This window comes from Ezakiella coagulans (assembly GCF_003096635.1).
In the GTDB taxonomy this organism is placed as follows: domain Bacteria; phylum Bacillota; class Clostridia; order Tissierellales; family Peptoniphilaceae; genus Ezakiella; species Ezakiella coagulans.
Window position 1 is genome coordinate 48207 of the sequence record NZ_QEKV01000001.1, and the last position, 23229, is coordinate 71435.

General features: G+C 38.9%; 20 protein-coding genes, 2 tRNA genes, 1 other RNA gene and 1 other annotated feature. Of the genes, 16 read left to right on the plus strand and 7 right to left on the minus strand.

All coding sequences use genetic code 11. The annotated features are described in order from the left end of the window. Nucleotides 1-1389: 1389 nt before the first annotated feature. Entirely contained in the window at nt 1390-2235 is an 846-nt protein-coding gene (locus C7381_RS00215; protein ID WP_116479457.1) for a DNA-3-methyladenine glycosylase family protein, read from the minus strand. Between the two features lie 5 nt (nt 2236-2240). After that, the gene (locus tag C7381_RS00220; RefSeq protein WP_034548314.1) at nt 2241-2912 is read right to left on the minus strand and encodes a redox-sensing transcriptional repressor Rex; all 672 of its coding nucleotides are present in this window, start codon (nt 2910-2912) and stop codon (nt 2241-2243) included. Nucleotides 2913-3022: 110 nt separating this feature from the next. Between C7381_RS00220 and C7381_RS00225 the strand changes: the two genes are divergently transcribed. From C7381_RS00225 to C7381_RS00235, 3 genes are read left to right on the plus strand one after another with little or no spacing between them, the layout of a single operon-like run. Beyond that, nucleotides 3023-4912, plus strand: coding sequence for an ABC-F family ATP-binding cassette domain-containing protein (locus tag C7381_RS00225; protein WP_116479458.1), 1890 nt, complete (start codon nt 3023-3025; stop codon nt 4910-4912). Between the two features lies 1 nt (nt 4913). Next, complete coding sequence (locus C7381_RS00230) at nt 4914-5582, plus strand: cytochrome c biogenesis CcdA family protein (RefSeq protein WP_116479459.1); 669 nt, start codon at nt 4914-4916, stop codon at nt 5580-5582. Between the two features lie 9 nt (nt 5583-5591). Beyond that, nucleotides 5592-6200, plus strand: coding sequence for a TlpA family protein disulfide reductase (locus C7381_RS00235; RefSeq protein ID WP_116479460.1), 609 nt, complete (start codon nt 5592-5594; stop codon nt 6198-6200). Nucleotides 6201-6232: 32 nt separating this feature from the next. Here the strand turns inward: C7381_RS00235 and C7381_RS00240 are convergent. Continuing rightward, nucleotides 6233-6309: transfer RNA gene (locus C7381_RS00240), tRNA-Val, on the minus strand. Between the two features lie 133 nt (nt 6310-6442). On the opposite strand from C7381_RS00240, the gene C7381_RS00245 reads away from it, so the two are divergent. Both C7381_RS00245 and C7381_RS00250 read left to right on the plus strand, forming a co-directional pair. Next, nucleotides 6443-6850 (plus strand): hypothetical protein, encoded by a 408-nt coding sequence (locus tag C7381_RS00245; RefSeq protein ID WP_116479461.1) that lies wholly within the window; start codon nt 6443-6445, stop codon nt 6848-6850. Between the two features lie 12 nt (nt 6851-6862). Then, nucleotides 6863-8005: a C39 family peptidase gene (locus C7381_RS00250; RefSeq protein WP_116479462.1), complete on the plus strand. Its 1143-nt coding sequence runs from the start codon at nt 6863-6865 to the stop codon at nt 8003-8005. Between the two features lie 41 nt (nt 8006-8046). Here the strand turns inward: C7381_RS00250 and C7381_RS00255 are convergent, their stop codons facing one another. Genes C7381_RS00255 through C7381_RS00265 form a run of 3 tightly spaced genes read right to left on the minus strand, consistent with a single transcriptional unit; the run spans nt 8047 to nt 9674 of the window. Continuing rightward, nucleotides 8047-8283 carry a glutaredoxin family protein gene (locus tag C7381_RS00255; protein ID WP_116479463.1) on the minus strand — a complete coding sequence of 79 codons (237 nt, stop codon included), beginning with the start codon at nt 8281-8283 and terminating at the stop codon, nt 8047-8049. A 9-nt stretch (nt 8284-8292) separates the two neighbouring features. Then, complete coding sequence (locus tag C7381_RS00260; RefSeq protein WP_116479464.1) at nt 8293-9081, minus strand: TPM domain-containing protein; 789 nt, start codon at nt 9079-9081, stop codon at nt 8293-8295. Nucleotides 9082-9116: 35 nt separating this feature from the next. Next, a complete protein-coding gene (locus tag C7381_RS00265) occupies nt 9117-9674 on the minus strand; it encodes a LemA family protein (protein WP_034548301.1) in 558 nt (185 codons plus the stop codon). A gap of 104 nt (nt 9675-9778) precedes the next feature. On the opposite strand from C7381_RS00265, the gene ssrS reads away from it, so the two are divergent. The 8 genes from ssrS (at nt 9779) to rplL (ending at nt 15088) form a co-directional block, all read left to right on the plus strand. Then, a non-coding RNA gene (ssrS, locus tag C7381_RS00270) (6S RNA) lies at nt 9779-9958 on the plus strand. Between the two features lie 142 nt (nt 9959-10100). Then, nucleotides 10101-10177: transfer RNA gene (locus tag C7381_RS00275), tRNA-Pro, on the plus strand. Nucleotides 10178-10210: 33 nt separating this feature from the next. After that, on the plus strand, nt 10211-11029 hold the full coding sequence (locus C7381_RS00280) for a GDSL-type esterase/lipase family protein (RefSeq protein WP_116479465.1): 819 nt from the start codon (nt 10211-10213) through the stop codon (nt 11027-11029). Between the two features lie 9 nt (nt 11030-11038). Next, nucleotides 11039-11521, plus strand: a complete 483-nt coding sequence (locus tag C7381_RS00285; protein WP_116479466.1) for a DUF4358 domain-containing protein — start codon at nt 11039-11041, stop codon at nt 11519-11521. Between the two features lie 55 nt (nt 11522-11576). Next, a complete protein-coding gene (locus tag C7381_RS00290; RefSeq protein WP_116479467.1) occupies nt 11577-12938 on the plus strand; it encodes an MBOAT family O-acyltransferase in 1362 nt (453 codons plus the stop codon). A gap of 8 nt (nt 12939-12946) precedes the next feature. After that, complete coding sequence (locus C7381_RS00295) at nt 12947-13933, plus strand: hypothetical protein (protein ID WP_116479468.1); 987 nt, start codon at nt 12947-12949, stop codon at nt 13931-13933. Between the two features lie 69 nt (nt 13934-14002). Further along, nucleotides 14003-14137: a sequence feature (ribosomal protein L10 leader region), on the plus strand. A 13-nt stretch (nt 14138-14150) separates the two neighbouring features. Then, on the plus strand, nt 14151-14678 hold the full coding sequence (gene rplJ, locus C7381_RS00300) for a 50S ribosomal protein L10 (protein WP_034548290.1): 528 nt from the start codon (nt 14151-14153) through the stop codon (nt 14676-14678). Between the two features lie 26 nt (nt 14679-14704). Further along, nucleotides 14705-15088 carry a 50S ribosomal protein L7/L12 gene (gene rplL / locus C7381_RS00305; protein ID WP_116479469.1) on the plus strand — a complete coding sequence of 128 codons (384 nt, stop codon included), beginning with the start codon at nt 14705-14707 and terminating at the stop codon, nt 15086-15088. 592 nt (nt 15089-15680) lie between these two features. Here the strand turns inward: rplL and C7381_RS00310 are convergent. After that, nucleotides 15681-18308, minus strand: a complete 2628-nt coding sequence (locus C7381_RS00310; RefSeq protein ID WP_116479470.1) for an S-layer homology domain-containing protein — start codon at nt 18306-18308, stop codon at nt 15681-15683. Between the two features lie 300 nt (nt 18309-18608). Between C7381_RS00310 and C7381_RS00315 the strand changes: the two genes are divergently transcribed. From C7381_RS00315 to C7381_RS00325, 3 genes are all read left to right on the plus strand, one after another. Next, nucleotides 18609-19184, plus strand: a complete 576-nt coding sequence (locus C7381_RS00315) for an ECF transporter S component (protein WP_116479471.1) — start codon at nt 18609-18611, stop codon at nt 19182-19184. A gap of 135 nt (nt 19185-19319) precedes the next feature. Beyond that, nucleotides 19320-21344, plus strand: a complete 2025-nt coding sequence (locus C7381_RS00320; RefSeq protein ID WP_116479472.1) for an S-layer homology domain-containing protein — start codon at nt 19320-19322, stop codon at nt 21342-21344. A 50-nt stretch (nt 21345-21394) separates the two neighbouring features. Beyond that, nucleotides 21395-22225, plus strand: a complete 831-nt coding sequence (locus C7381_RS00325; protein WP_116479473.1) for a protease complex subunit PrcB family protein — start codon at nt 21395-21397, stop codon at nt 22223-22225. Nucleotides 22226-23229 lie beyond the last annotated feature (1004 nt).

Genomic DNA, 23229 nt, shown 5'->3' on the forward strand with positions numbered 1-23229 from the left:
CCACGCAAATAACGTTGTTTGTGGGATTTTTATGCGGTAAAATTATTGAGAGTGTATGATGTTGCAAACGCAGGACGTAGCGGGATGGCATACGTTGTGACGTAAGGAACAACGATGTCCTCCCGTCAAAAAAGTCTCACTCCAAAAACACTCAATCTAACCGTTTCTCATCAAAATATCCTCTCAAATAACGGTGTTTTTTAAAGAATCGGTATATCCGGTTCTTTTTTTGTAAAAACTTATTTTCGCTATGTGCGCTTCCCAAAATGTAACGGCGCATCACATTGCGCCGCCCATTTTTGCGTACATATAATATGTATTATCACCAACAACGCTGTGCAAATGAAATATAAAGCCAAAAACCGTTTATTATTTCATCCATCATCATGTGTTCTAAAAATATCTCTACCCATCTTCCATATTGGCGGCGATACACCTTTTTATCTCATCTCACGACGAAATCAAAGATTTCTGTTCGATGGATAAAAAAACTGGTCGCCGTTACGGACGGCGTAAAAAATTTATATTGCGGCATCGCTCATACACGTGTATTTTGCTATACTTTAGGCGGTGGGATGTAACCGCACCGCTACATATTTTGTCATATCATACATAAATATAACAGACTTATATGTTCATATTCACCTTGCAATATTTTTATGGCTTAAAATTTTACAATATATAAATTCATCCATCATTGTGCATTCTCTAAAACTATTTCGCTCATTTTCTCTCTTGGCGGCGATACACCTTTTTATCTCATCTCACAACGAAATCAAAGATTTCTGTTCGATGGATAAAAAAACTGGTCGATAATACAATGTTTATTTATTTCTAAATGTCATCACTCACAATCGTGTATGTATCTATATCCCAGGCGTCGTGATGTTATAGACCTAACCCGTGCTTTTTGATTTGACAAAATCAAAAACACGATGGTAGGCCTTATGCAAAGACGTCCGACGATATTTCGACGGCAGGAGAAATGAGTCGTTGACGTCAATTGTGTACCCGACGCTACTGACGGCGTGTATATATTTACATAATTGTATATGCGTGTGTACGCATCCGTAGCGGGACGGCATACGTTGTGACGTAAGGAACAACGATGTCCTCACGCCATATATGTCGTCAATTAAATTTACAACCTCACCAACAACGCTGATTATATAAAATATAGAGCCCACACCCCAAATCCAAATCTCCACCTCAATCCCCGCCACAATTTGCGAGGATATTTTGATGAGAAACGGTTGTATGTAGTGTTTTTGGAGTGAGGCATATTGCCAAAAAAGCCTCACTCCAAAAACACGGAATCAACCGTTTATCGCAAAATAGACCGCAAAGAAACCCGCAAATAATCAAAAAAACCACCCTTGCGGGGTGGCGCTATTTTTCATTTCGTCTTATATGGTAGAAGTACAGTTGTTGTGCAAGGCCGGCGAGTTCTCCGAATTCTTCGGCGCCTTTCGTTGCCATTCGCACGCGATTTTTTTCATTTTTATCAAATCGTTCATGAAACACTTTTTCCATCCATGTGTCGAGTGGAAAGACGTCACGCTTGTTAAAACCGAACAAGAGTATGCAGTCCGCAACTTTCGGACCCACGCCTTTAAGCGTGAGGAGTTTTTTTCGGGCGAGTGGCGTTTCAAGCTCTGCAACTTCTCCGAGAAAGTTCTGATTCTCGCTCAAGAAGTTTGACGTGTGATAGAGATAGCTGTCTCTGTAGCCCGCACCCATTTCTTTGAAGTCTTCGATCGAAAGCGTGCTTATTGCTTTTGCATCGGGAAATGCAAAGTATTCGCCGTATTCATCGACGCATTTTTTTCCGACACGTTCGGTCAGTGCTCTTGTAATTTTCTTTATTCGTTTTATGTTGTTATTTTGGCTTATAATGAAAGTGAATATGATTTCTTCCGCATCTTGATTCAAAATTCTTATACCATTTGAAAAAGAGAGCACATCTTCAGGAAATCCGAGTTCATAAAGTCTTTTGAAGTCCTCTTCATAGTCGTGCGAGAAGTCAAAGTAATTTTTAAAAATTTCAAGACTTTCCACATCGGGGACTCTAAAAAGAATTTTATTTTCGCTCGGAAGTTCTTTTACAAATGCTCTCTTTCCTTTTGTGATGATTAAAAAACCATCTTCATATTCGCTGTACATAAAAGCCTGACCGCTGTCCAAGATGTCACTCAAATTGAAGTGCACCGGGCGGTCGACTTTAAATTCAGGCATACTATTTATTCTTCGTCTTCCATTTCGTCTTCGCTATATTCCAATCCGGATTTAACATCTTTTAAGAAATAGCCGAGTGTGTAAAGACTTTCGTTCAGCCACATATTTTCAACGACAACATTTTTCGGGACTCTGAGTTTTTTCGGTGCAAAGTTCCAGAAGCCTTGAACACCTTTCTCAACGCAAATGTTTGTGTATTTTTGTGCTACGTCTTTGTGAATGGTCAAGACTGCAATATCCACTTGATTTTCGGATAAAAATTCTTCAAGCTCTTGAATATCACGAACTTCAATTCCGCCGATTTCGCGTCCGATTTTTGATTCATCTCTGTCAAATGCAGAGATTATGTGAAATCCGTTTTCACTGAAGTCGGAATAACGCATGATTGCTTTTCCGAGATTGCCGGCTCCGATAACTATCATAGTTTTTTCTTCGGTAAGACCGAGAATTTTTTCCAAATTTTCCTTTAGATTTTTTACATTATACCCGTAACCTTGTTGACCGAACCCACCAAAGCTGTTTAAATCTTGTCTGATTTGACTTGGATTAAAGCCGGTAAGTTTGCCTAGCTCTTGACTTGAAACACGCGAAATCGTAATTTCAGCGAGTTCGCATATTGCTCTGTAATACTTTGGAAGTCTCCTTATTATTGCAGGGCTTCTACGTTTCTTTTCCATATAATCACCTCTTAATTAAAGTTTACTACATACAGCACAAATTGTCAAGTGTTTTATCAATATTGCTTGACGAAAATATAAAGAAAGTATAAAATATAGTTGGTGATAGTATGATTTTAGAGACAAAGAATTTATCCTTTTCATATAATGTTGATGAAGTCTTTAAAGATGTAAATTTTATAGTAAATGAAGGAGACAAAATCGGTCTTATCGGTAACAATGGTTCAGGCAAGTCCACACTCGTTAAGTGTTTGACGGGGGAGCTTGTTCCGAACGGTAAAGTTATAAAAAGAGACGGGGTTAAAATCTCAATCTTGAAGCAACAGATAACGATCGACAGGAGCATTTCCGTCATGGATATTTGCCTTGAAAAGTATGCCGACGTTATTTTTATGGAAAAAAGAATGCGTGAGCTTGAAAGCGATATGACGAAGTTTGCGGGTGACGAAGAAAAGCTTACCGCAATTTATAAAGAATACGGCGAGATTCAGGAAAAGTTTGACGAGAAAAACGGCTACGGATTTATGTCGGAGATAAAGGGTTATCTTTCGATGGTTGGAATCGACGAGGCTTTTTATGATCGCGATGTAATGACTATGAGCGGCGGCGAGAAGGCAAGGCTCGAGCTTGCACTCACGTTCATGGAAAAGGCGGACCTCCTCATTCTCGACGAACCGACAAACCACATGGACACGCTCATGATTGAGTATCTCGAAAAGTTTATGAAGGATTTTAGAGGTTCAATCATTTTCATTTCGCACGACAGACTTCTCTTGGAAAATGTTGCGAACAGGATTTTTGAAATTGAAAACGGCGAACTTCGCATTTACAATATGCTTTATGACGACTACAGACGCATTCGAAAAAACGAGCGCGAAGAAGCTATGAGGCATTTTTTGAATTACAAAAAAGAGGAGGAACGTCAAAAGGAAATTATCAGGCGTTTCAGGAGTTATGCGACAGAAAAATATCACCGACTTGCAGACTCGAGAGAGAAGATGCTGAAGCGACTAAAGGAAGAGAAGGCCCCTATAACGGAGGAAAAGTTTTCGTTCAATTTTAAAGAGCCGCTAAGGACCGGAAACGATGTTTTGACGGTGCTTGATCTCGGAAAAAGATTCGACGACAGAACACTTTTTTCAAATTTGAATTTTGAGGTGAAGCTTGGCGACCGCCTTGCGATTATGGGTCCGAACGGAAGCGGAAAGACGACTCTTTTTAAAATGCTTATGGGAAAAGAGGAGGGCGAAGGCGAGTTTCTTTTCGGAACGGGTGTAAAAATCGGTTATTTTAATCAAGAGCTCATCGTAAATGACGAGGAAAATACTCTTGTCGATGAAATTTCCGAAGATTATCCGAAGATGACGATTACGGAAATACGAACAAAGCTCGGTGCGTTTTTGTTTAGAGGCGACGATGTGTTTAAGGAAATGGGCGACCTCTCCGGCGGTGAAAGAGCGAGAGTTTCGCTTTTGAAGCTGATTCTAAGCGGAGCAAATGTACTTTTTCTTGACGAACCGACAAACCATTTGGACATCGATTCAAAGGAAGTGTTGGAGTCGGCACTCGACAATTTTAAGGGCACAATAATTTTCATCTCGCACGATAGATTTTTCATCAGAAAACTTGCAACGAAAGTGCTCGATTTGACGCATGGAAAGCAAAAGTTTTTCGACGGCGACTATGATTATTATATTTCGCGTGTCACAGATATCGGCGACAAAAAGACCGAAGAAGTGAACAAGACGCGTGAGAAAAAAGAGCAAAAGAAGGAAAGAGAAAAGATTCGCGAAAGCCAAAAACTTAAACGTGACATAAAAAATATAGAAGACAATATTGATAAGCTCGAACTTGAAATAGAAGAAATTGACAATCTTCTTTCAGATCCTAAGATTTACGACGAGCCGGACAAAGCAATCTCGCTCGGGCAAAAGAGGGCGGAGCTGAAAGAAAAGATCGACCGCTTGATGGAAGAGTGGGAAGAGCTTCACGAGGTGTAATATGGAAGATGTAAATTTACTCACCGGTTTTACGGCGGGACTGTTGTCCTTTTTGACGCCGTGCGTGCTGCCGATGGTGCCGGTCTATCTTATGTATCTTACCGGCTCGTTTAAAATGGACAGCCTCAAAGATGAGAGATGGAAAACTTTTTCAAGAAGCCTTTCGTTTGTATTGGGATTTACGATTGTGTTTGTACTTTTGGGACTTTCGGCGACGGCACTTGGAAAATTTTTGATAACAAATAAAGCAACTCTGCGTAAAATCGGGGCGGTCATGGTCATAGTCTTCGGACTTATAATGACCAAAATTATAAAATTTAAAAAATTAAAAAAGAGAAACTACATGAAACTGCAAGACGGATTTTTCGGCTCAGTCCTTATGGGAATGGCGTTTTCAATCGGATGGAGCCCATGCTTCGGACCGGTTGTCGGAATGATACTTTCGATTGCGGCACAAAAGGACACGCTCCTAAAAGGGGCGGTGCTATTGTTCTCTTATTCGCTTGGACTCGGCATCCCGTTTATCATTTCGGGATTTTTCGCCGGTGCAATCAGAAACTATTTCAACAGACACACGCTGAAGATGGAGTTGATAAATAAAATCACGGGATTTGTGATGATAATTTTCGGAATACTTATGTATTTTGATTTGTTTAGATATTTAAGATAAGGAGAAAATATGAAAAAGAGATTAATATTAATTGCACTCATTGCTGCATTTATGATCGGATGCAAAAATGACGTTAAAAAAATTGAGGACAATAAAAATGAAGTCGCGACCGAAACTGAGTCACAGGAATTTGATGAGCACATAAAATTGACTGACGCAATTCTTGCAGAAAAGCACAAGGAAAGAACTTTCGGCGAAGAACTAAAAAAAGGTTCGCCGGCGGTCGATATAAAAGTTGTGGATTTAAACGGCAAGGAAGCGACACTGAACGATATTTTGAGCGAAGATGAGCTGACACAACTCGACTTTTTCCAAACGACATGCAGATACTGCATTCAAGCAATGCCGGATCTTGTCGAACTAGACAAGCGTGACGACGTTCGAGTAGTGCTTGTCGACGTCGGTGAATCGGTTGAAACTGTGAAAGAATTTATGAAAAAGAAAAAAATTGCACTTCCGGTTGTTGTGGATGAAACGGGCGAGATTGCACAAAAATATTTTATCAGCGGTTTTCCAACTTCTGTGTTTATCGACAAAGACGGCATTTTAAAGGGCGGAGTTGTCGGCTACAGACCGATGGACGACATGATAAAAGTTGTTGAAGATATGAATAAATAAAAAAATAAGCGTTCTCATCGGAACGCTTTTTTTGGTGGACTGTACAAGATTCGAACTTGTGACCTCTACGATGTCAACGTAGCGCTCTAACCAACTGAGCTAACAGTCCATATTTAGTACATTTAAAAGTATAACATAAAAACATTTGTATGTCAACGATTTTTTTAAAAATGATTAATATTATCTAGTGCTTCAAAAAAATTTGTGGTATAATTAAGTAAGTACATTCAAAGGAGAATATTATGGTAAATTATGATGAAAAAATGCAATTGTTCTTTTCGTGTTTGCTGAAGAGTAAAATGAATTTATATTCTATTGCAAAGATGGTCAAGGACAAAAACATCACGAATCTTATTGACAGGATTAATGAAACGGAAAATCTTATTTACATCATTTGTATGGAACGCGGTGTTAACATCAGTTTTGATTTAAACACTTGTGAAAGCCTTGCGGACTACAGCTACAGACTCATGGAAATTTCGACCGCAGAAGAATATAAAGAAGAAGTGAGAAAAATTTCGAATCATATCTGTCAACATTTCGGGGAAATAATAAGAGCACATACAGAAACCAACGAATTTCATATTGTTTATGAATTTTCAGAGGCATCTAACGCATTCTACAAGGCTGCGAGAGAAATTTATTTATAAGAGGTATTTTTTATGAAAAAGTTATTGGTAATTTTAGCAATTGTGTTTGCCGGCTTCTTTATGTTCGGATGCAAAAAAGCTGACGCACCGACAGATGAAACAAAAAACGTTTCAAATGAAGAAGTAAAAACAGACGACAAAAAAGAAACTGAAGAAAAGAAAACTGAAGAAACATCAGACATCGACTTCAACGGAGTCACAAGTGTAAAACTTCCTATGAGCGACGTTGCATATGAAACTGTCGATGTTGATGGAAAAAAATATGTAGATTTGGCAGAGTTCGGAAAATATATGGAACTTTCAAAAAACAGATACACATATAAAATCGACACAGAAAAGAAAGCAATCAGATTCAAACTTGAAATCGTTTCAAAAGACAAATGGAGCGATCCTGTCGATAGAGCAGGACTTCAACCTGAAAAGTACACACTCAAAGTAAAAAATGAAAAAGTTGAAGACGCTGATGTAATTTTAAAGGACAACAAAAATGCACTTGTCGACTTAATGAGCATGGCACATCTTTTGAAATTTTCATACAAAGACGGCGAAATGATTTTTGAAGACGCAGACAATTTGAAGCCGGAAGTTTCACAAAACAGAGACTATGAATGGTACATGGACCAAGGTCACACCGGAAAATACAGCGACGGCAACTGTGGACCGACATCCCTTGCAATGATTTTAAAATGGCTCGACCCGAACAGTGCTGCAACAGGTGAATCATTGAGAGATGAAATACCGAACAACGGCGATTGGTGGACCACAAATATTTTCGAAAGCTATTTCGAATCAAATAAAATGAGCATCGATGACACGCTCTACAAGAGCCCAGAAACAATCACAGACATGATTAACAACGGGGACATCGTGCTTGTATGCTTGAAAATGGGTGAAATTTCACCGAACAAACAACCAAATTCTTCAAACATTGGAAGATTTTACGGCTTTGACGGCGGACACTTCCTTTTGATCAAGGGCTACAAAATTGTTGACGGCAAACTCTACTACGAAGTATATGACCCGAACAACTGGGATATGAAATACGATAACGGAGAACCGATGGGTAAAGACCGTTTGTATGCAGCAACCGAAATGGATAAGGCAATCACAACTTGGTGGTCAGGAATTTACGGAATCAAACCGCTCGGAAAATAAAAAAATAAAAACCGGAGATTCGCTCTCCGGTTTTTTATTGCTTACATATTTTCTTTTAAATACTCAATGATGTCGTCAGATTCGTACATAGGTTTATCGCCGATCATAAGCATAGGAACTTGCTTTTTGCCACCCTTTTCGATGAGCTCATTTTCATTTTCCTTGTTTCCTATAATATCTTTCACTTCGATTCCTTCAATTGAATTTTTCTCGATGAATCTCAAAACCTTTTTACAAAATGGACATGTGTTCATTATATATAGTGTTAAATTTTGCATATTTCCTCCTTACCAACTTCCACTTGAGCCGCCGCCACCGGAGCGACCGCCACCGCCGCCGAAACCGCCACCGCCGGAGAAACCTCCGCCGAATCCGCCGCTTCTGCCGCTGCCCGACATATTGCTTAGCCAGAACAGTGTGTTCAATCCGCCGCGACCGCCGCCTCTTATAAGCATCATAAATATTATAAATATTATGAGACCCATAAGCGGACTGATTCTTCCTTCTCTTTCGTCGCCGAAATTATCGAAAGCATCGATGCCTTCAATTTCAACTCCGAGATAATCTGCAACAAGACCAAGAGTAATTTCGTAACCGTCCATAATGCCGGCTTCCATATTTTCCTCTTTAAATCTTGGAATCATAACATTTCTAATAATTTGGTCAGCTCTTTGTGCAGGAATGACTTTCATCAAACCATATCCCACTTCGATTCGAACCTGACCTTTCTCAGTCGCCGTTTTCGGTTTTACAACAATCAAAAGCCCCTGGTCGTTCTTGTCGCCGATTTCCCATTTTTCAAACAGACGAGTCGAATAATTTTCAATAGTCATACCGTTTAAATCGTTCACAACAGCGACCACAATTTGAACGCCCGTCTTTTCATAAAGTTCATTTGAATGGTCAATAATAAACTTTTTGCTGCTCTCTCTCAGTGTGTTTGTTTCATCGTATGCGTAAAAATAATAATCCGCATCCGGAAGTGTGCTGTAGTCAAAATCGCTGAGTTTGTCAGCACTGACGGTAAAACTGAATAAAAGTAAAAGCGAAGTCAATATAGTTATTATCTTTTTCATTCTAAATGACTCCTTTCTCGAGTGCTCTTGATTAGTTATTTGTTAAAATCAACCTTCGGTGTTTCCTTGTCAGCTTCGCTGATTTGGAAGTATTCCTTAGGTGAGAAACCGAACATTCCTGCGATAATTTTTTTCGGGAATCTCTTTACATCTTGGTTGTAAACTTTAACCTTGTCATTGTAACGCATTCTTTCTGTTGAAAGCTCATTTTCAATGCTTGAAAGCTCAGCTTGAAGTGCCATAAAGTTTTCGTTTGCTTTAAGTTCCGGATAGTTTTCAACAACAACGTTGATGTCGCCGATTGCCTTTGTGAGTTCAGCGTTTGCTTCAGCAGCTTGTTCCGGTGTCTTTGCGTCCAAAACTTTGCTTCTTGCTTCTGTTACTTTTACAAATATGTCTTCTTCGTGTTTTGCATATCCCTTTACTGTTTCAACAAGATTCGGTATAAGGTCTGCACGTTTCTTTAATACATTTTCAACTTGTGCCCATGCACTGTCTACTTCTTCGTTTTGTTGTACAAGACCGTTGTACATACCGCCTAAAAATACGGCAATAACAACTAATACAACGATAATAGGTAATAATTTTTTCATATCAATTTTCCTTTCTATAATACTATATAATACTTATACCCAAAAAAATGTTTTTTAACAAAGAGAATTTTCTTGAATAATGTAGCTCAGTGTGTTATAATAAAACTAACCTGATCGGTGCGCTACGTATTTTAATTCAACCGACAAATTTTATACGGGAATTGACCGTTTTTCCTTGCCGAGACAATGCCACCTTTGAGTGGACTGTCGGAGTGGGAAATAGTTTACCCACCTGAACATGGCGGGTGTGAATTATGATACACGGACGGCCGATCGGGGCCCAAAAGGGTTAAATATAAATTATTTTAAAATAATTTAAAAAAACTATTGACAAGGCTATTCTTATATGTTAGAATAACATTGTTCGGTAATCGACCGGATCAATTAAATAGTTGTGAGTTTGATTCTCACTAATATTTATAGCGTCGGGGTGTAGCGCAGTTTGGTAGCGCACGTGCTTTGGGAGCATGGGGCCGGGAGTTCAAATCTTCTCACCCCGACCATTTTCTTATATTGCATAGGAAGGAGGGCTATCAGTGAAAAAGGTAATATCACTTGTCTCTTTACTATGTATATTTTTATTTGTAGGTGTTTTTCTTCACATCGATAACGCACACTTCAACAAAAGAGCTCTTGCGAGAGCGGAAGAACTAAACGGCGTTATCTCCGGAGATAAATATTTTGAAGACATCCTTATTGCAAAGGGTCAATCTTATTTGAAAGAGCAAAAACAAGTTCTCTTAAATAAGAAGAAAAACGACATCGTCAAGGCAAAAGACCAAGACAAAAAACCGACATACGAAGTAAATCCGAACGATGGCACAAACTTCAAAGAGGTTTTTAAAAACGCAGTCTTTATCGGCGATTCGATTTCAAATGCTCTTTCATATTACAAACACCTCGAAGCAAAAAACGTAGTAGCAAAATTGGGACAAAATATAAGAACTACTAAAAAAGAAATCAAAAATATCAAGGCTAAAAATCCGACACATATCTACATTATGCTCGGAATGAACGACTCTATGTTCGTGAAGGATGCGGCAAAGTTTAAGAAGAGCTACAAAGAGCTCGTAACGGAATTGCAAAAAAGCTTGCCGAACGCAAAGATATATTTTCAAAGTATTTTGCCTGCCGATGTTAACAACAAAAAAGCTACGGCACGTGTTTCAAATGACAAGATCAAATCGTTCAACGATGCTCTTGTGGAACTTGCTGGGGAAATGAAGCTTGAATTTATTGACCTCAGACCGTTTATAAATTCACATCCGAATTTTTATGAGCCGGATGGAATTCATTTAAATAAAAACTTCCACAGATATTGGTTGAAATTTATACAGGTAAATTATTTTAATTAGGGAGGAAACATGAGAAAATTAATTCTCTTTATGAGTGCATTTTTGCTTCTTTTCGCTTGCGGTTGCACAAAAAATGACAATGCGAGCGACAGCAAGGGTTCAAATGACCCGGGTATAGAAAAATTATTCGAAGCGGCAAAACAAAATATGGACACGGAAATCATGACTGAAGAAAGTGATCCTGAAACGATAAACACATTTTTTGAAATCACAAAAGACAACTATGAAGAATTTAAATTTGCTATGCCGAACACAAATATTCAAGTGTCACAAATTGTAATTGTAAAGGCGAAAGACGGCAATTTGGATGCGGTCAAAAAAGGCATCAAGTCATATCTTGACAACAACCTTGAAATTTTCAGCTCCTATTTACCGGATCAATATGAACTCCTCAAAAAAGCGGAGTTCTTTGAAAAAGACAACTACTCGATTCTTCTTGTAGGTGAAGGCGCCGACAAAGCAAAAGACGCTGTTTTAAACGCATTTAAATAAACTTCAGGGTGCTTCGTTCTCGAGCACCCTTATTTTTGTATTACGAGGAGACAACATGGTTTTTTCATCCATACTTTTTTTATTCTACTTCTTTCCTATAGTATTTATAGTAAATAAACTTTTGCCGAAGAAATACAAAAACCTTTGGCTCTTTTTTGCGAGCATGTTTTTTTACGCATGGGGCGAGCCAATCTACATATTAATAATGCTCTTTTCAACATTTTTCGACTACACAAACGGCAGGCTCATGGTTGGAGCGAGCGAAAAAAAGAAAAAACTGATTTTAATAAACTCCATTGTCGTAAACCTCGGAATATTATTCTTCTTTAAATACTCCGATTTCTTTATAAAAGTTGTAAACGAATTTGGCTTCGGCATAAAGCCGTTAAATCTTGCGCTGCCGCTCGGCATCTCGTTCTACACATTTCAAACTCTGTCCTATACAATCGACTGCTACAGAGGTCGCGTAAATATCGCGGACAATATTGTGGACTTTGGACTTTTTGTCACCAGCTTTCCACAGCTCATTGCAGGGCCGATTGTAAAATACATCGACGTTGAAAAAGAACTTAAAGAACGTGACGATAGCTTACATTCGTACAACGAGGGAATGAAAATATTCATCGAAGGGCTATTTTTAAAAGTGTTTCTTGCAAATAAATTCGGTGAAATATTTAACAGCTTCACATTTGCCGACGCAAGCTCAAAAACACTTGTATTTTTAAAACTCGTCGCATACAGTCTGCAAATCTACTTCGACTTTGCGGGCTACTCGAAAATGGCGATCGGTATGGGAAGAATGCTCGGATTTCACTTTCCGGAAAACTTCAACTACCCGTACATTTCAAAAAGTATAACAGAATTTTGGTCGAGATGGCACATGACGCTGAGCTCGTGGTTCAAAGAATACGTCTACATTCCGCTCGGCGGCAATCGCGTCGGAAAAGCAAGACACATCTTTAACATCTTTGTGGTTTGGTTTTTGACAGGATTTTGGCACGGTGCCGACTACAACTTCATACTTTGGGGCATGTACTTTTTCGTCGTATTGATTTTGGAAAAATACTTCTTCCTAAAAATTCTCGAAAAAATGCCGAAATTTATTTCGCACATCTATACGATGGTCATAATACTATTCAGCTGGGTTCTGTTCACATCGACGGACCTAAAGGATATAGGAGCTTTTTTTTCATCGCTCAGCTCAAAACCGTTTTTCTCAGGCGAGGTAATAAGCTTTTTGCTGCAATATGGAATACTATTTATTATAGGGATCCTCTTTTCGACCCCTCGACCGAAAAAACTTTTCGAAAAACAAAAAGAATCAATACAAATTGCTGTGCTTACAATAGCATTTTTGCTATCTCTCGCAGCACTCGTTGCGGGAAACTACAACCCGTTCTTGTACTTTAGATTTTAGGTGATAAAATGAAGAAAAATTATTCTACAATTGTATTAATATTTTTGATGCTCATGGGCACCTTGATTCTTTTCAACAAAAAAGAAGCGAGTGAATTCGAAATGAGAAAACTCAAAAAATATCCGGAACTCACCAAAGAAAATATATTTGACGGTTCATTCGGAAAAGAATTTGAAGAAGCATTGACCGATCGTGTGCCCGGAAAAATATATTTCACATCTTTGAACTCGTACAAGGACTTCTTGTTGGGCGAAAGGGAGAAAAACGGAGTCTATCTTTCACTTTCAAGGCTCACACAAAAGCCGATAAAAAATGTATTGATTGAAAAACTTTTGATGGAAAAGGAAAAACATCCGAATTTAAAAGCTTATTTAGTTCCGTACAAACTATATTATGAAAACAACATGCCGCTCGCTTTAAAAAATCTCAAAATAAGTGAGGAATATCAAAAGCGATTCGACCAAATAAAAGACAAATCCGATGTGGACTTCACAAAAATTCTGACTCTTGAGGACTACTATCTAGGCGATCACCACCTAAACTCCGAAGGCGTGAAAAAAGTGCTTCGCTCGCTCGGCTTTGAAAACGAAAAAGAAACGGAGAGCTTTGGAAAATTCATAGGAGGAGAAGCGAGAAAATCCGGAATAATGATAAGAGACAACTTCTCAATTGTCTACGACGAAAAAACGAAAGACTTGAAATTTAAAAGAATGATTGACGGAAAAGAGTCAGAGGAACTTGTGGTTGATGAAAAGAGAGCGACCGGAGTCGACAAATACCTCGCATATATGGGTGGAAACTTCGGGGAAGTCACAATGAACGGACTCGGAGAAAAATCGCTATTAATACTCAAAGACTCATTTGCAAATCCGTTCATAGGATTCTTTGCGGAAAAATATGGGAAAATAAAAATTGTTGACTCGAGATTTTTTGACGGAGATATTTTCAAAGAGCTTGAAAACTTTGATGAAATCATTGTGTTCTCCGGAATATAGAAAGTAAAAAATAATTTAAAATATTTTGAAAAAAAGCTTGACAAAAGAAAAATTGTCTGATATAATAATGAATGTTGAATAAGAAAACCGAAGAAAGCCGGTTGTGAAATAATATTTCACGGAAATCCTGCCGAGGTGTATGAAAAAGTTTTTATTTTAGTGATTTTTTTAGACCTCGTTTTCGAGGTCTTTTCTAATATAAATGGGGAGGTGTCTAATGAGAGAGGCAGTTTTAAAACAAAAAGAATCAACCGTTGCGGAAATTAAAGAAAAAATTGAAAAATCATCCTCTATGGTTCTTGTTGAATATCGTGGACTCACTGTTGAAGACGTAACTGAACTCCGTAAAAATTACAGAGAAGCAGGCGTTGACTACAAAGTTTACAAGAACACTCTTATGGCAAGAGCATTCACAGAACTTGGATATGAAGATTTTACAAAGAATTTCCACGGACCAAATGCAATCGCATTTGCATACGACGACATTGCCGCTGCAGCAAGAGTTTCAAACAAATTTGCTAAAGAAAACGATAAACTCGTTATCAAATCGGGAATGGTTGACGGAAAAGAAATTGATTTAGACGGAATTAAAGCATTAGCAGAACTTCCAACAAAAGAAGTTCTCCTTTCACAAGTACTTGGTGGCTTGAATGGCCCAATCCAAGGCTTCGCAAATGTACTATCTGGAACAATGCGTTCCTTAGTAATTGCTCTTGACCAAATCAGAGCAGGTAAAGCAGAATAAAATTAAAATTATCGGAGGTATTTAAAATGAGTGAAAAAGTAACTAAACTTATTGAAGACGTAAAAGAATTAACAGTATTGGAATTAAGTGAACTTGTAAAAGCACTTGAAGAAGAATTTGGCGTATCAGCAGCTGCTCCAGCAGCAGTTGCAGTAGCAGGACCTGCAGCAGCAGGCGGAGCAGCAGCAGCTGAAGAAAAAACAGAATTCGACGTAATTCTTAAATCAGCTGGCGCAGAAAAAATCAAAGTTATCAAGGTTGTAAGAGAAGTTACAGGTCTTGGACTTAAAGAAGCTAAGGATCTCGTAGATGGAGCTCCAAAAGCACTTAAAGAAGGCGCTGCAAAAGACGAAGCAGAAGACATCAAGAAGAAACTTGAAGAAGTTGGCGCTGAAGTAGAAGTAAAATAACAAAAATTTGAGGAACCGGTGATCGCCGGTTCTTTTTTTGTTTGTATAGGGTTTATTTGCGAAGAATGGGGTGATACTTGAATTAGGTTTTGGTTAGATATTTTATAAGCACAGCGTTGTTGATAAAAATTCATATTCCATGTACAAAAAAATGGGCGGCGCAATATAATGCGCCGTTACGTTCTGTGAAGCACACAATGATTGGTGGAATTATAAATTGTAAAAATTCAGACGCAATAAATATTGCAATGTTAATGCGAACATACGGATGTGTTATGTTTATATATGAGACGACAGAATTTGTAGCGTCGCATTATATTGCGACGCATGAGATATGGATAAACAAACGCGTATAAACAATTTAAAAATATAATTAAATAAACGCCGCCCGTAGCGGCGACCAGTTTTTTTATCCATCGAGCAGAAATCTTTGATTTCGTCGTGAGATGAGATAAAAAGGTGTATCGCCGCCTAAAGGGAGAATGTGTGGCCATATTTCGAAAAACACACAATGATATATTAAATTATAAAACAAATCATCCCCCCAAAAAAACCGCAACAAAAAAAGCACCCTTTCGAGTGCTTTATTTTTTTACCAACCTGTGTAAGGTTTTACATATGTTCCGTTCGAATATTTCGATGTGGACCATCCGCCTGATGTTTGGAATGCTCTCCAAATTCTCGTTCTGCTGTTTGGAACTTGTGAGTAGCTGATTGTGTTTGTTGCGGCGATGATGTCATAATAATATGGGTTTGACATTGAAACGTCTGAGAATTGATTCATTTGTGCGCCATATTTATTGATGAATTCTTTGTCAACACCGTAGTTTAATGAACGGTTCAAAATTTGAACTGCTTGTCCTCTTGTGATTGCAGCTGACGGGTCAAACTTGTCCATTCCAATCCATCCTTTTACATAAGCTGTTTGGATGTATGGAACGCTCCAATAGTGTTTTGAAATTCCAAATACATTTCCGGTTTGTGGAGTGTGTCCGCCGAGTCTAGCAGCGATAACGATAAGTTCTTCAATTGAAACCGGTTTTTGTGGATAGAAGTTTCCGTCAGGGTTTCCCTTCATGATATTGTGTGATGAAATGAGGTTTACAGCCTTCTTGAACCATCTTCCTGATTCAACGTCATTGAATTTCTTAGGTGCAAATGCAACTGTTTCGCCCGATTGTTCGAGAAGATTTTCAATGATTTGAGCCATTTCAGCTCTTGTAAGAGTTCCGTTCGGATTAAATTCCATTCCGTTTACACCGGTCATGAAGCCGCGTCTGATATAGAGCTTCATTCCATCTGTCTTTGCTTTTTTGATAGCTTTTTCAAGTTCTTCGATTGCGCCCTTTACGGATGCTCTGCCTTTTGCAGCTTTTCTGCCGTAGTTTGCAGCGTCTGTGAGTTCGCTTCTGTAAGGAGCCCATTGAGCGTCGCTTCTTGATGCTGCAAGTTCTTCAGCTTCGCCAATCAACTTCTTGAGTTCTCTTACCTTTGATGAACTTTGGTCATAATAATATCCGTCATAGTAGTATGGATCATAATACCATGGATAATAATCATAATATCCTTCATAATCGGATAGACTTGGATATGAAGCTGTCATATATTTTGCACCGGATTCATTTGCAACAGCGTTTATTGCATCAACTGTACTTTCAACAGCATTTCTAATTGTTGAATTGTAATATCCGTAACGTCCTTGGTAGCCGTAGTGCGGATCCCATGTGCCGTCGTATTCATTCCAATATCCTCTGCCGTAAGCATAGCTCGGATAATAACCGAATTCTCTTTTGAATTCATAGTAGTCGTAAGGTACGCCGTCTCTGTAATAGTAAACGCCATCGTAATAGTCATACCAACCATCGCGGTAGTAACCTCTTCTATACTTTCCGTTCAAATATCTTCTGCCATAGTATCCGTCGGATAAATCATATCTAGGATAATCGCCGAAAGTATTTTTGAATTCAAAGTATTCGTAAGGTAAGCCGTTTCTGTAGTAGTAACCGTTTTCGTAGTAGTCATACCAACCGTCGCCGTAGTAACCGTTCCAGAATTTGCCGTTCCAATACTTGTTGTAGTAACCGTTTTCAAAATCATTTGCAATGCTCTTTAGAGTTTTAAGTGAACTTTCGAGAGCTGCTTTTGAGCTGTTGCTTGCACGCCAGTAATCCGGATGCTTCATCATTGCATTTGCATTTGCAATTGTAGTTCTGATTGCACGAGGAACTCTTGTTGAATAGCTGTCGCTTGGAACAACAGGAGTTGTTGTTTTTCCGTCGAGAGCATCTTGAGCTGTTTTTAATGCAGTTCCTTCTTTAGTTAATTCATCAGCTTTTACACCTTCTTTTGCAAGAGCTTTTTTAGCAGCTTCTAAAGCTTTTTCAAAAGCATCTTTCGTTGCTTTTGTTGCATTTTTGTATGCATCTGTATCTTTTGCTTTTTCTGCAGCAGCAATTATTACTTTTAATGCTTCTTTAGCATCAGCAAGTTTTTGTTCCGGAGTTTTTCCCGGTGTTGGGTTTTCTTCTTTTTTGCCAAGAGCCTTTTGTGCTTCTTCAAGTTTAGTTTCAACTTTTTTTAAAGTTTCGGCAGTTGCTGTAGCACTATCGAGTTCAGTTTTTGCATCTGTTATAGCTTTATCAAAAGCATCTTGCTTATCTTTTGTTGCATTTATATATGCATCTGTATCTTTTACAGCTTTTGCAGCATCGATTTTTGCTTTTAATGCTTTTTTAGCTTCTACAAGTTCATCAGCTTTTTTAGCAGCTTCTACAACAGCGTTAACCGCTTCAATTGTGGCGGCATCTTTAACTTGTTGAAGGAAAGGAGCTTTTTCTTCGTTTGTCAAATTAGTCAAATTATTGATATCCTTTTCAGCATTTGATTTAGCTTCTTTGAGCTTAGCTTCTTCTTCAGCTTTTTTAACAGCATCTTTGAAAGTTTTTATAGCTTCTGTAAGTTTAGTAGTTTCTGCGTTCACATCATCAAGAGTTGCATCAGTTTTTTCATAAACAGTTACAGCAGCTTGTATTGCTTGTGTAAATGCTGTTTTTGCATCGCCGTCTTCATACTTTGTAAGCTCTTCTTTAGCTTCTGTGATTTTTGCATTTAATGCTTCTTTTGCAGTTGCAAGTTCTTCACCCTCTGCCATTACTCTTCCAACCGGCAACAATGTCAACACCATCATCACCGCAATGAGTATACTAATTAATTTTCTCATATAATCCTCCTTGAATAAAATTTTTGGGCTTGCCCAAATAAGTACACTGTGACTTCTCTACAAATAATGTTAATATTAAATTTTTCTGACAAGTCATTATTTGTTGATTCTATTATATATCATAGTTACCCGTAATTCAATAGTAATATTCAATAAATCCTATTAATTCATAACATATTAGCAAATTGTTGTAAATTGCAATTTAAAATACAAAAAAACTCATATGCATTTGAATTTTTATTTAACAAATCATTCGAGATGTGCTATAATAGTTGATGTAATTATTTATGGAGGGATTATATGACTAGCGAAAAAAATTATACAACTAAAAAAATTGCGATTGTCGCACTTATGATCGGACTTGTTTATGTGGGTTCGCTCATTTCATTTTACATTCCGGTCGGAATCGGAACTCCGACAAGACTTCACCTTGGAAACGGTTTTTGTCTTTTGGCGGGATTAATTTTAGGACCAATTTGGGGAGGCTTTGCTGCGGGAGTAGGTTCGGTGTTTCTTGACCTTACAAATCCTGCATACATTGCGGGCGCTCCAATAACATTTATATTCAAATTTTTAATGGGCGCTGTTTGCGGTGCGATTGCAATGGACAAAAGCGGCCACGGACTCAACAAGAGAAAAAATCTCATTGGTGGAATTTTAGGACAACTCACATACATTGTCCTTTATATAGGAAAGACTTTTTTATCTTTGAATCTACTTTTCGGTGTGCCTAAGGAAGGTGCATGGGCAACTCTTGCAACAAAACTCGGCTCGAGCGTCATCAATGCGGTGTTCGCAGTTTTGATTTCGATGGCATTGATGCTTGTAATAAACAGCAGACCTGAAGTCAGAAGACAAGTTGACCAAATAAACTAAAATGATAAAGCACGCGTCATGCGTGTTTTATTTCATTTTTATTACATATCGAATAAATATGTATTGAAAAAACTCATACAGGGTAACAATGTAGTAGAATGACGAAAAATTCATGGAAATTAAGGAGGTATTTTTATGAAAAAATATATTGCATTAATATTGACGGGGCTCATGCTCATAAGCTTGATGCCTTTTACAACTTTCGCCTACTACGGCGACTACTACAGCGACTACGGCGACTTGATCGTAAGCGTTATGGGCGACGATCGCTATCCGATAAACGGAGCGATTGTAACAATCTACGACTCAAACGGAAGCGATGTCACACCGAGCGGCTACTATAACTACAACACATACAGATTGCCTTACGGCTACTACACGGTCGTTGCGACATATATGGGCTTTGAAGCGAGAGAAATGGTTATGGTAGACAGCTCTACAAACTACGTCAGCCTCACGCTTTCGACTTCAAACAACTACAAATACACATTCGTCGTAAACACCGTTGACGGAAACGGATTCGACATAAAAAATTTGGACACAAGAGTGTACGACCAATACGACAGAGAAATAACAAGTGTCGGCGGCCTTTACACAATCGGCTATGCCGGAAAATACAGAGTTGACGTTTACAGCGGCTACAAACTTGTAAAGAGCACATACTTCGACTACAGCGACATAAAAAGTGGCACTCTCACAGTAAACATCGACGGCGGTTTTTATGCCGCAGATGCACCGCGTGCACTTACGGACACACTTAGAATTGCAAAAAATATTAGAAGATGCGGCGACTACGGTTCTGTTTCACCTGAATTAAGAAGAAATTTTGAATCGAACCTCGACATCGTCTCGAACATTGTCGACGACTTCAAAGATGGAAAATTCTCATACGCATACAACGGAAGATACTATGACAAATACGGCAAATACTACAACGGCTACTACAGAAACTACGACTCATACAGAAACGGCTACTACTATGTGAACGGAATTCCGTACTCATATTACGAATTCTACAAAAAATTCGGCTACTATCCTGATGAATACGACAAAGGTCGCGGCTACAACTACACCGCCGACTGGTACCTCGACAAATACAACGGACTCTCGATGAGATACTATGTTGAAGCTCTTGTCGACGCTGCAAATGCTGTTCTCGGAGACATGCCGATTTCAAGCCTTTGCACACGTGACATCGGACATTTGAAATATCCTAGCATCTACGACTACAACGGCTTCGACACAATCGGCTCATACGACAACAAAACTGTAAAAGAAGCAAACGACCTAATCGCTGAAGCAAGAAAATTGAAAGACAAAAGAAGCGATTCCTATTGGAAAAAATACAGCGATGCGCTTCAAAAAGCGATTGATGAAACAAATAAAGCTTTAAAAGGAAACGGCGGACTTAAAAACGCTGTTGCAAACCTCAAAAAAGCAATTGACGATGCAAAGAAAAACGACGGAAAACTTTACACAAGACGTGCATACATGAAGGGCATCACATCGATGACATTCAGTCCGTCCGGCACATTAACAAGAGCGGAAATGGCACAAATCATTGCAAATCTTTTGTCGCAATCCGGCAAAAACTACTCATACGGTGCTGTAAACTTCAACGACGTAACGGAAAACTCTTGGTACTACAACGCCGTAAGAGTTGCATCGAACTACGGCATCATGGTCGGAAGACCGGGCGGCAACTTCGACCCGCAAGGACTCGTTTCGAAAGAAGAACTCATAGTAATTGCAGCAAGACTTGGCGGCCACGAAGCTATGGCGGGAAACACATTCCAAATAAAAGAACACTACTGGAGCGTTCCATACATTGAACGTGCACTTAACAGCGGATGGATCTCGATGGACCAAAACTTCAACCCGTCTGAAAAAATAAGCCGTGGCGAAACCGCAAAAATCATAAACAAATCAATCGGCTATGGAGCAGACAAAGAATACATCGACAAAAACATCGACACAATGACAACATTTGACGACGTCGACAGAACAAACCCTTACTACTACGAAATTGTCGTCGCAACAAACACAATAAGCTACCAAAGAACCGACTCGCTTCGCATCTGGAGAGCACACGTAACTCAAAACGGCACATGGAGCGACTCGAACTTTGGAAATGGCGACCTAATCTCGCCGATAAAATAAAATAAGAGCCGGCAAAACCGGCTTTTATTGTAAAAAGAAAGGAAAAAACCATGAAGAAAAAAATACTACCTGTGCTACTCGCACTCGGAATAATGGGAACCTCAGTTCCAAAAACAGCGGCAAGCGGAGATCTTTTGAAAAACCAAATAAACATCTCGGTCGAAGATATGGTAATCGAATTTCCGACAGTACTATATAAGGAAGAAAACTATATCAAACTGAGAGACCTTGCATTCGTCATCAAAGACTACAAGGAAATTGAGATTGAATACAAAAAAGATGAAAAAGGAAAGAACAAAATCTACATCAAAGATGGAAAATACAAACCAATCGGCGACGAACTCAAAGGCGACATCGACTTCAAAGGAGCTATAATAGGAACGGAAAACATCTCGGTTGGAAATGAAGACCTTCAAATGAGAAAAGTTAATGTAAAAGGCTACAACTACTTCAGACTGAGAGACCTCGGAAAAGCTCTCGGACTTGACATAAGCTGGAACAAAGAATCAAGGAGCGTGAGAATTACAAAAATGGGCGAAATGAAAGACGGCGACATCGCATTCAGAGAAACTGCGACAGAAAAAACGGAACACTCTCCGATACTGCTCGTGAAAGACGCGGGAGAAGGAAACATCTCGATCACCTACTCGGTAAAAGTAAACACCGGTGGCTACTCACTGAAAACAAAATCTGTTAAAAGAGTCGGAAACAAAATCATCGTCACCCCGGACCTCATCGGCCCGCCGGCAGATGCAATGGTCACACAAGTCATCAGCTACCCTACAACATCAATCATCATCTCGAAAGAGGAGTTGCCGGAAGGATATGTGATTGAAATCGAGGGAGAGGGAGACGAAAACGGGATGTTGTCCGATAGATAAATTTGCGGTCTATTTTGCGACCTGCTTGCAAACTTCAATCATTTGATTGCTCGGAGTGCACTTGAGCACACCTGCGCAATCAAAAATTGAGTTTGCGGCGCATCTCATCAAAATATCCTCGCAAATTGGTGGGGGCATTTGCGGTCGTTTTCGCGATAAACACTTGATTCAAAATTTTAGTCGTTGCGACATATTTTGCAATATGCCTCACTCCTAAAATTTTTCATCTAAGCGTTTCTCATCGAAAATTCCTCGCAAATTGGCGAGGTTTATGAAAGAATCGGTATTACCGGTTCTTTTTTTGTTATTGTTTGTGTCTGTGTACGCATCCGTAGCGGGATGGCATACGTTGTGACGTAAGGAACAACGATGTCCTCCCGCCATATATGTCGTGTCTACAATATACAACCCCACCAACAATGTTGTGCTGATAAAATATGTAAACAAAATCTCAAACCATATTTACAACTCACCCATCAATGTGTGTCTTCAAAATTTATTCTATACATTCTCCCTCTTGACGGCGTGTATGCATTGTTCCGCCATATTTGAATTTCGTTGTTATAACAACATACAACCAACGGTGTGTCTTCCAGAACGTAACGGCGGGTCACATCCCGCCGCCCAACTCTGTGTACATATAATATGTATTATTATCAACAACTGTGTGTATATAAAATATCTCCACAAAATTTCAAACCATATTTTAAACCCACATATCAATGTGTGTTTCCCAGAACGTAACGGCGCATCACATTGCGCCGCCCATTTTTGTGTATATATAATATGTATCGTTACCAACAACTGTGTGTGTATAAAATATCTCCACAAAATTTCAAACCATATTTTAAACCCACATATCAATGTGTGTTTCCCAGAACGTAACGGCGCATACACAATCGACGTCTACGACTCATTTCTCCTATTCGTCGAAATGTCGTCGGACGTCTTTGTATAAGACCTACCATCGTGTTTTTGATTTTGTCAAATCAAAAAGCACGGGT

Bases quoted from the DNA above. Each gene is read 5' to 3' on its own strand.
- C7381_RS00215 (WP_116479457.1), bottom strand. From the start codon at position 2,235: ATGCCTGAATTTAAAGTCGACCGCCCGGTGCACTTCAATTTGAGTGAC.
- C7381_RS00220 (WP_034548314.1), bottom strand. From the start codon at position 2,912: ATGGAAAAGAAACGTAGAAGCCCTGCAATAATAAGGAGACTTCCAAAG.
- C7381_RS00225 (WP_116479458.1), top strand. From the start codon at position 3,023: ATGATTTTAGAGACAAAGAATTTATCCTTTTCATATAATGTTGATGAA.
- C7381_RS00230 (WP_116479459.1), top strand. From the start codon at position 4,914: ATGGAAGATGTAAATTTACTCACCGGTTTTACGGCGGGACTGTTGTCC.
- C7381_RS00235 (WP_116479460.1), top strand. From the start codon at position 5,592: ATGAAAAAGAGATTAATATTAATTGCACTCATTGCTGCATTTATGATC.
- C7381_RS00245 (WP_116479461.1), top strand. From the start codon at position 6,443: ATGGTAAATTATGATGAAAAAATGCAATTGTTCTTTTCGTGTTTGCTG.
- C7381_RS00250 (WP_116479462.1), top strand. From the start codon at position 6,863: ATGAAAAAGTTATTGGTAATTTTAGCAATTGTGTTTGCCGGCTTCTTT.
- C7381_RS00255 (WP_116479463.1), bottom strand. From the start codon at position 8,283: ATGCAAAATTTAACACTATATATAATGAACACATGTCCATTTTGTAAA.
- C7381_RS00260 (WP_116479464.1), bottom strand. From the start codon at position 9,081: ATGAAAAAGATAATAACTATATTGACTTCGCTTTTACTTTTATTCAGT.
- C7381_RS00265 (WP_034548301.1), bottom strand. From the start codon at position 9,674: ATGAAAAAATTATTACCTATTATCGTTGTATTAGTTGTTATTGCCGTA.
- C7381_RS00285 (WP_116479466.1), top strand. From the start codon at position 11,039: ATGAGAAAATTAATTCTCTTTATGAGTGCATTTTTGCTTCTTTTCGCT.
- C7381_RS00290 (WP_116479467.1), top strand. From the start codon at position 11,577: ATGGTTTTTTCATCCATACTTTTTTTATTCTACTTCTTTCCTATAGTA.
- C7381_RS00295 (WP_116479468.1), top strand. From the start codon at position 12,947: ATGAAGAAAAATTATTCTACAATTGTATTAATATTTTTGATGCTCATG.
- rplJ (WP_034548290.1), top strand. From the start codon at position 14,151: ATGAGAGAGGCAGTTTTAAAACAAAAAGAATCAACCGTTGCGGAAATT.
- rplL (WP_116479469.1), top strand. From the start codon at position 14,705: ATGAGTGAAAAAGTAACTAAACTTATTGAAGACGTAAAAGAATTAACA.
- C7381_RS00310 (WP_116479470.1), bottom strand. From the start codon at position 18,308: ATGAGAAAATTAATTAGTATACTCATTGCGGTGATGATGGTGTTGACA.
- C7381_RS00315 (WP_116479471.1), top strand. From the start codon at position 18,609: ATGACTAGCGAAAAAAATTATACAACTAAAAAAATTGCGATTGTCGCA.
- C7381_RS00320 (WP_116479472.1), top strand. From the start codon at position 19,320: ATGAAAAAATATATTGCATTAATATTGACGGGGCTCATGCTCATAAGC.
- C7381_RS00325 (WP_116479473.1), top strand. From the start codon at position 21,395: ATGAAGAAAAAAATACTACCTGTGCTACTCGCACTCGGAATAATGGGA.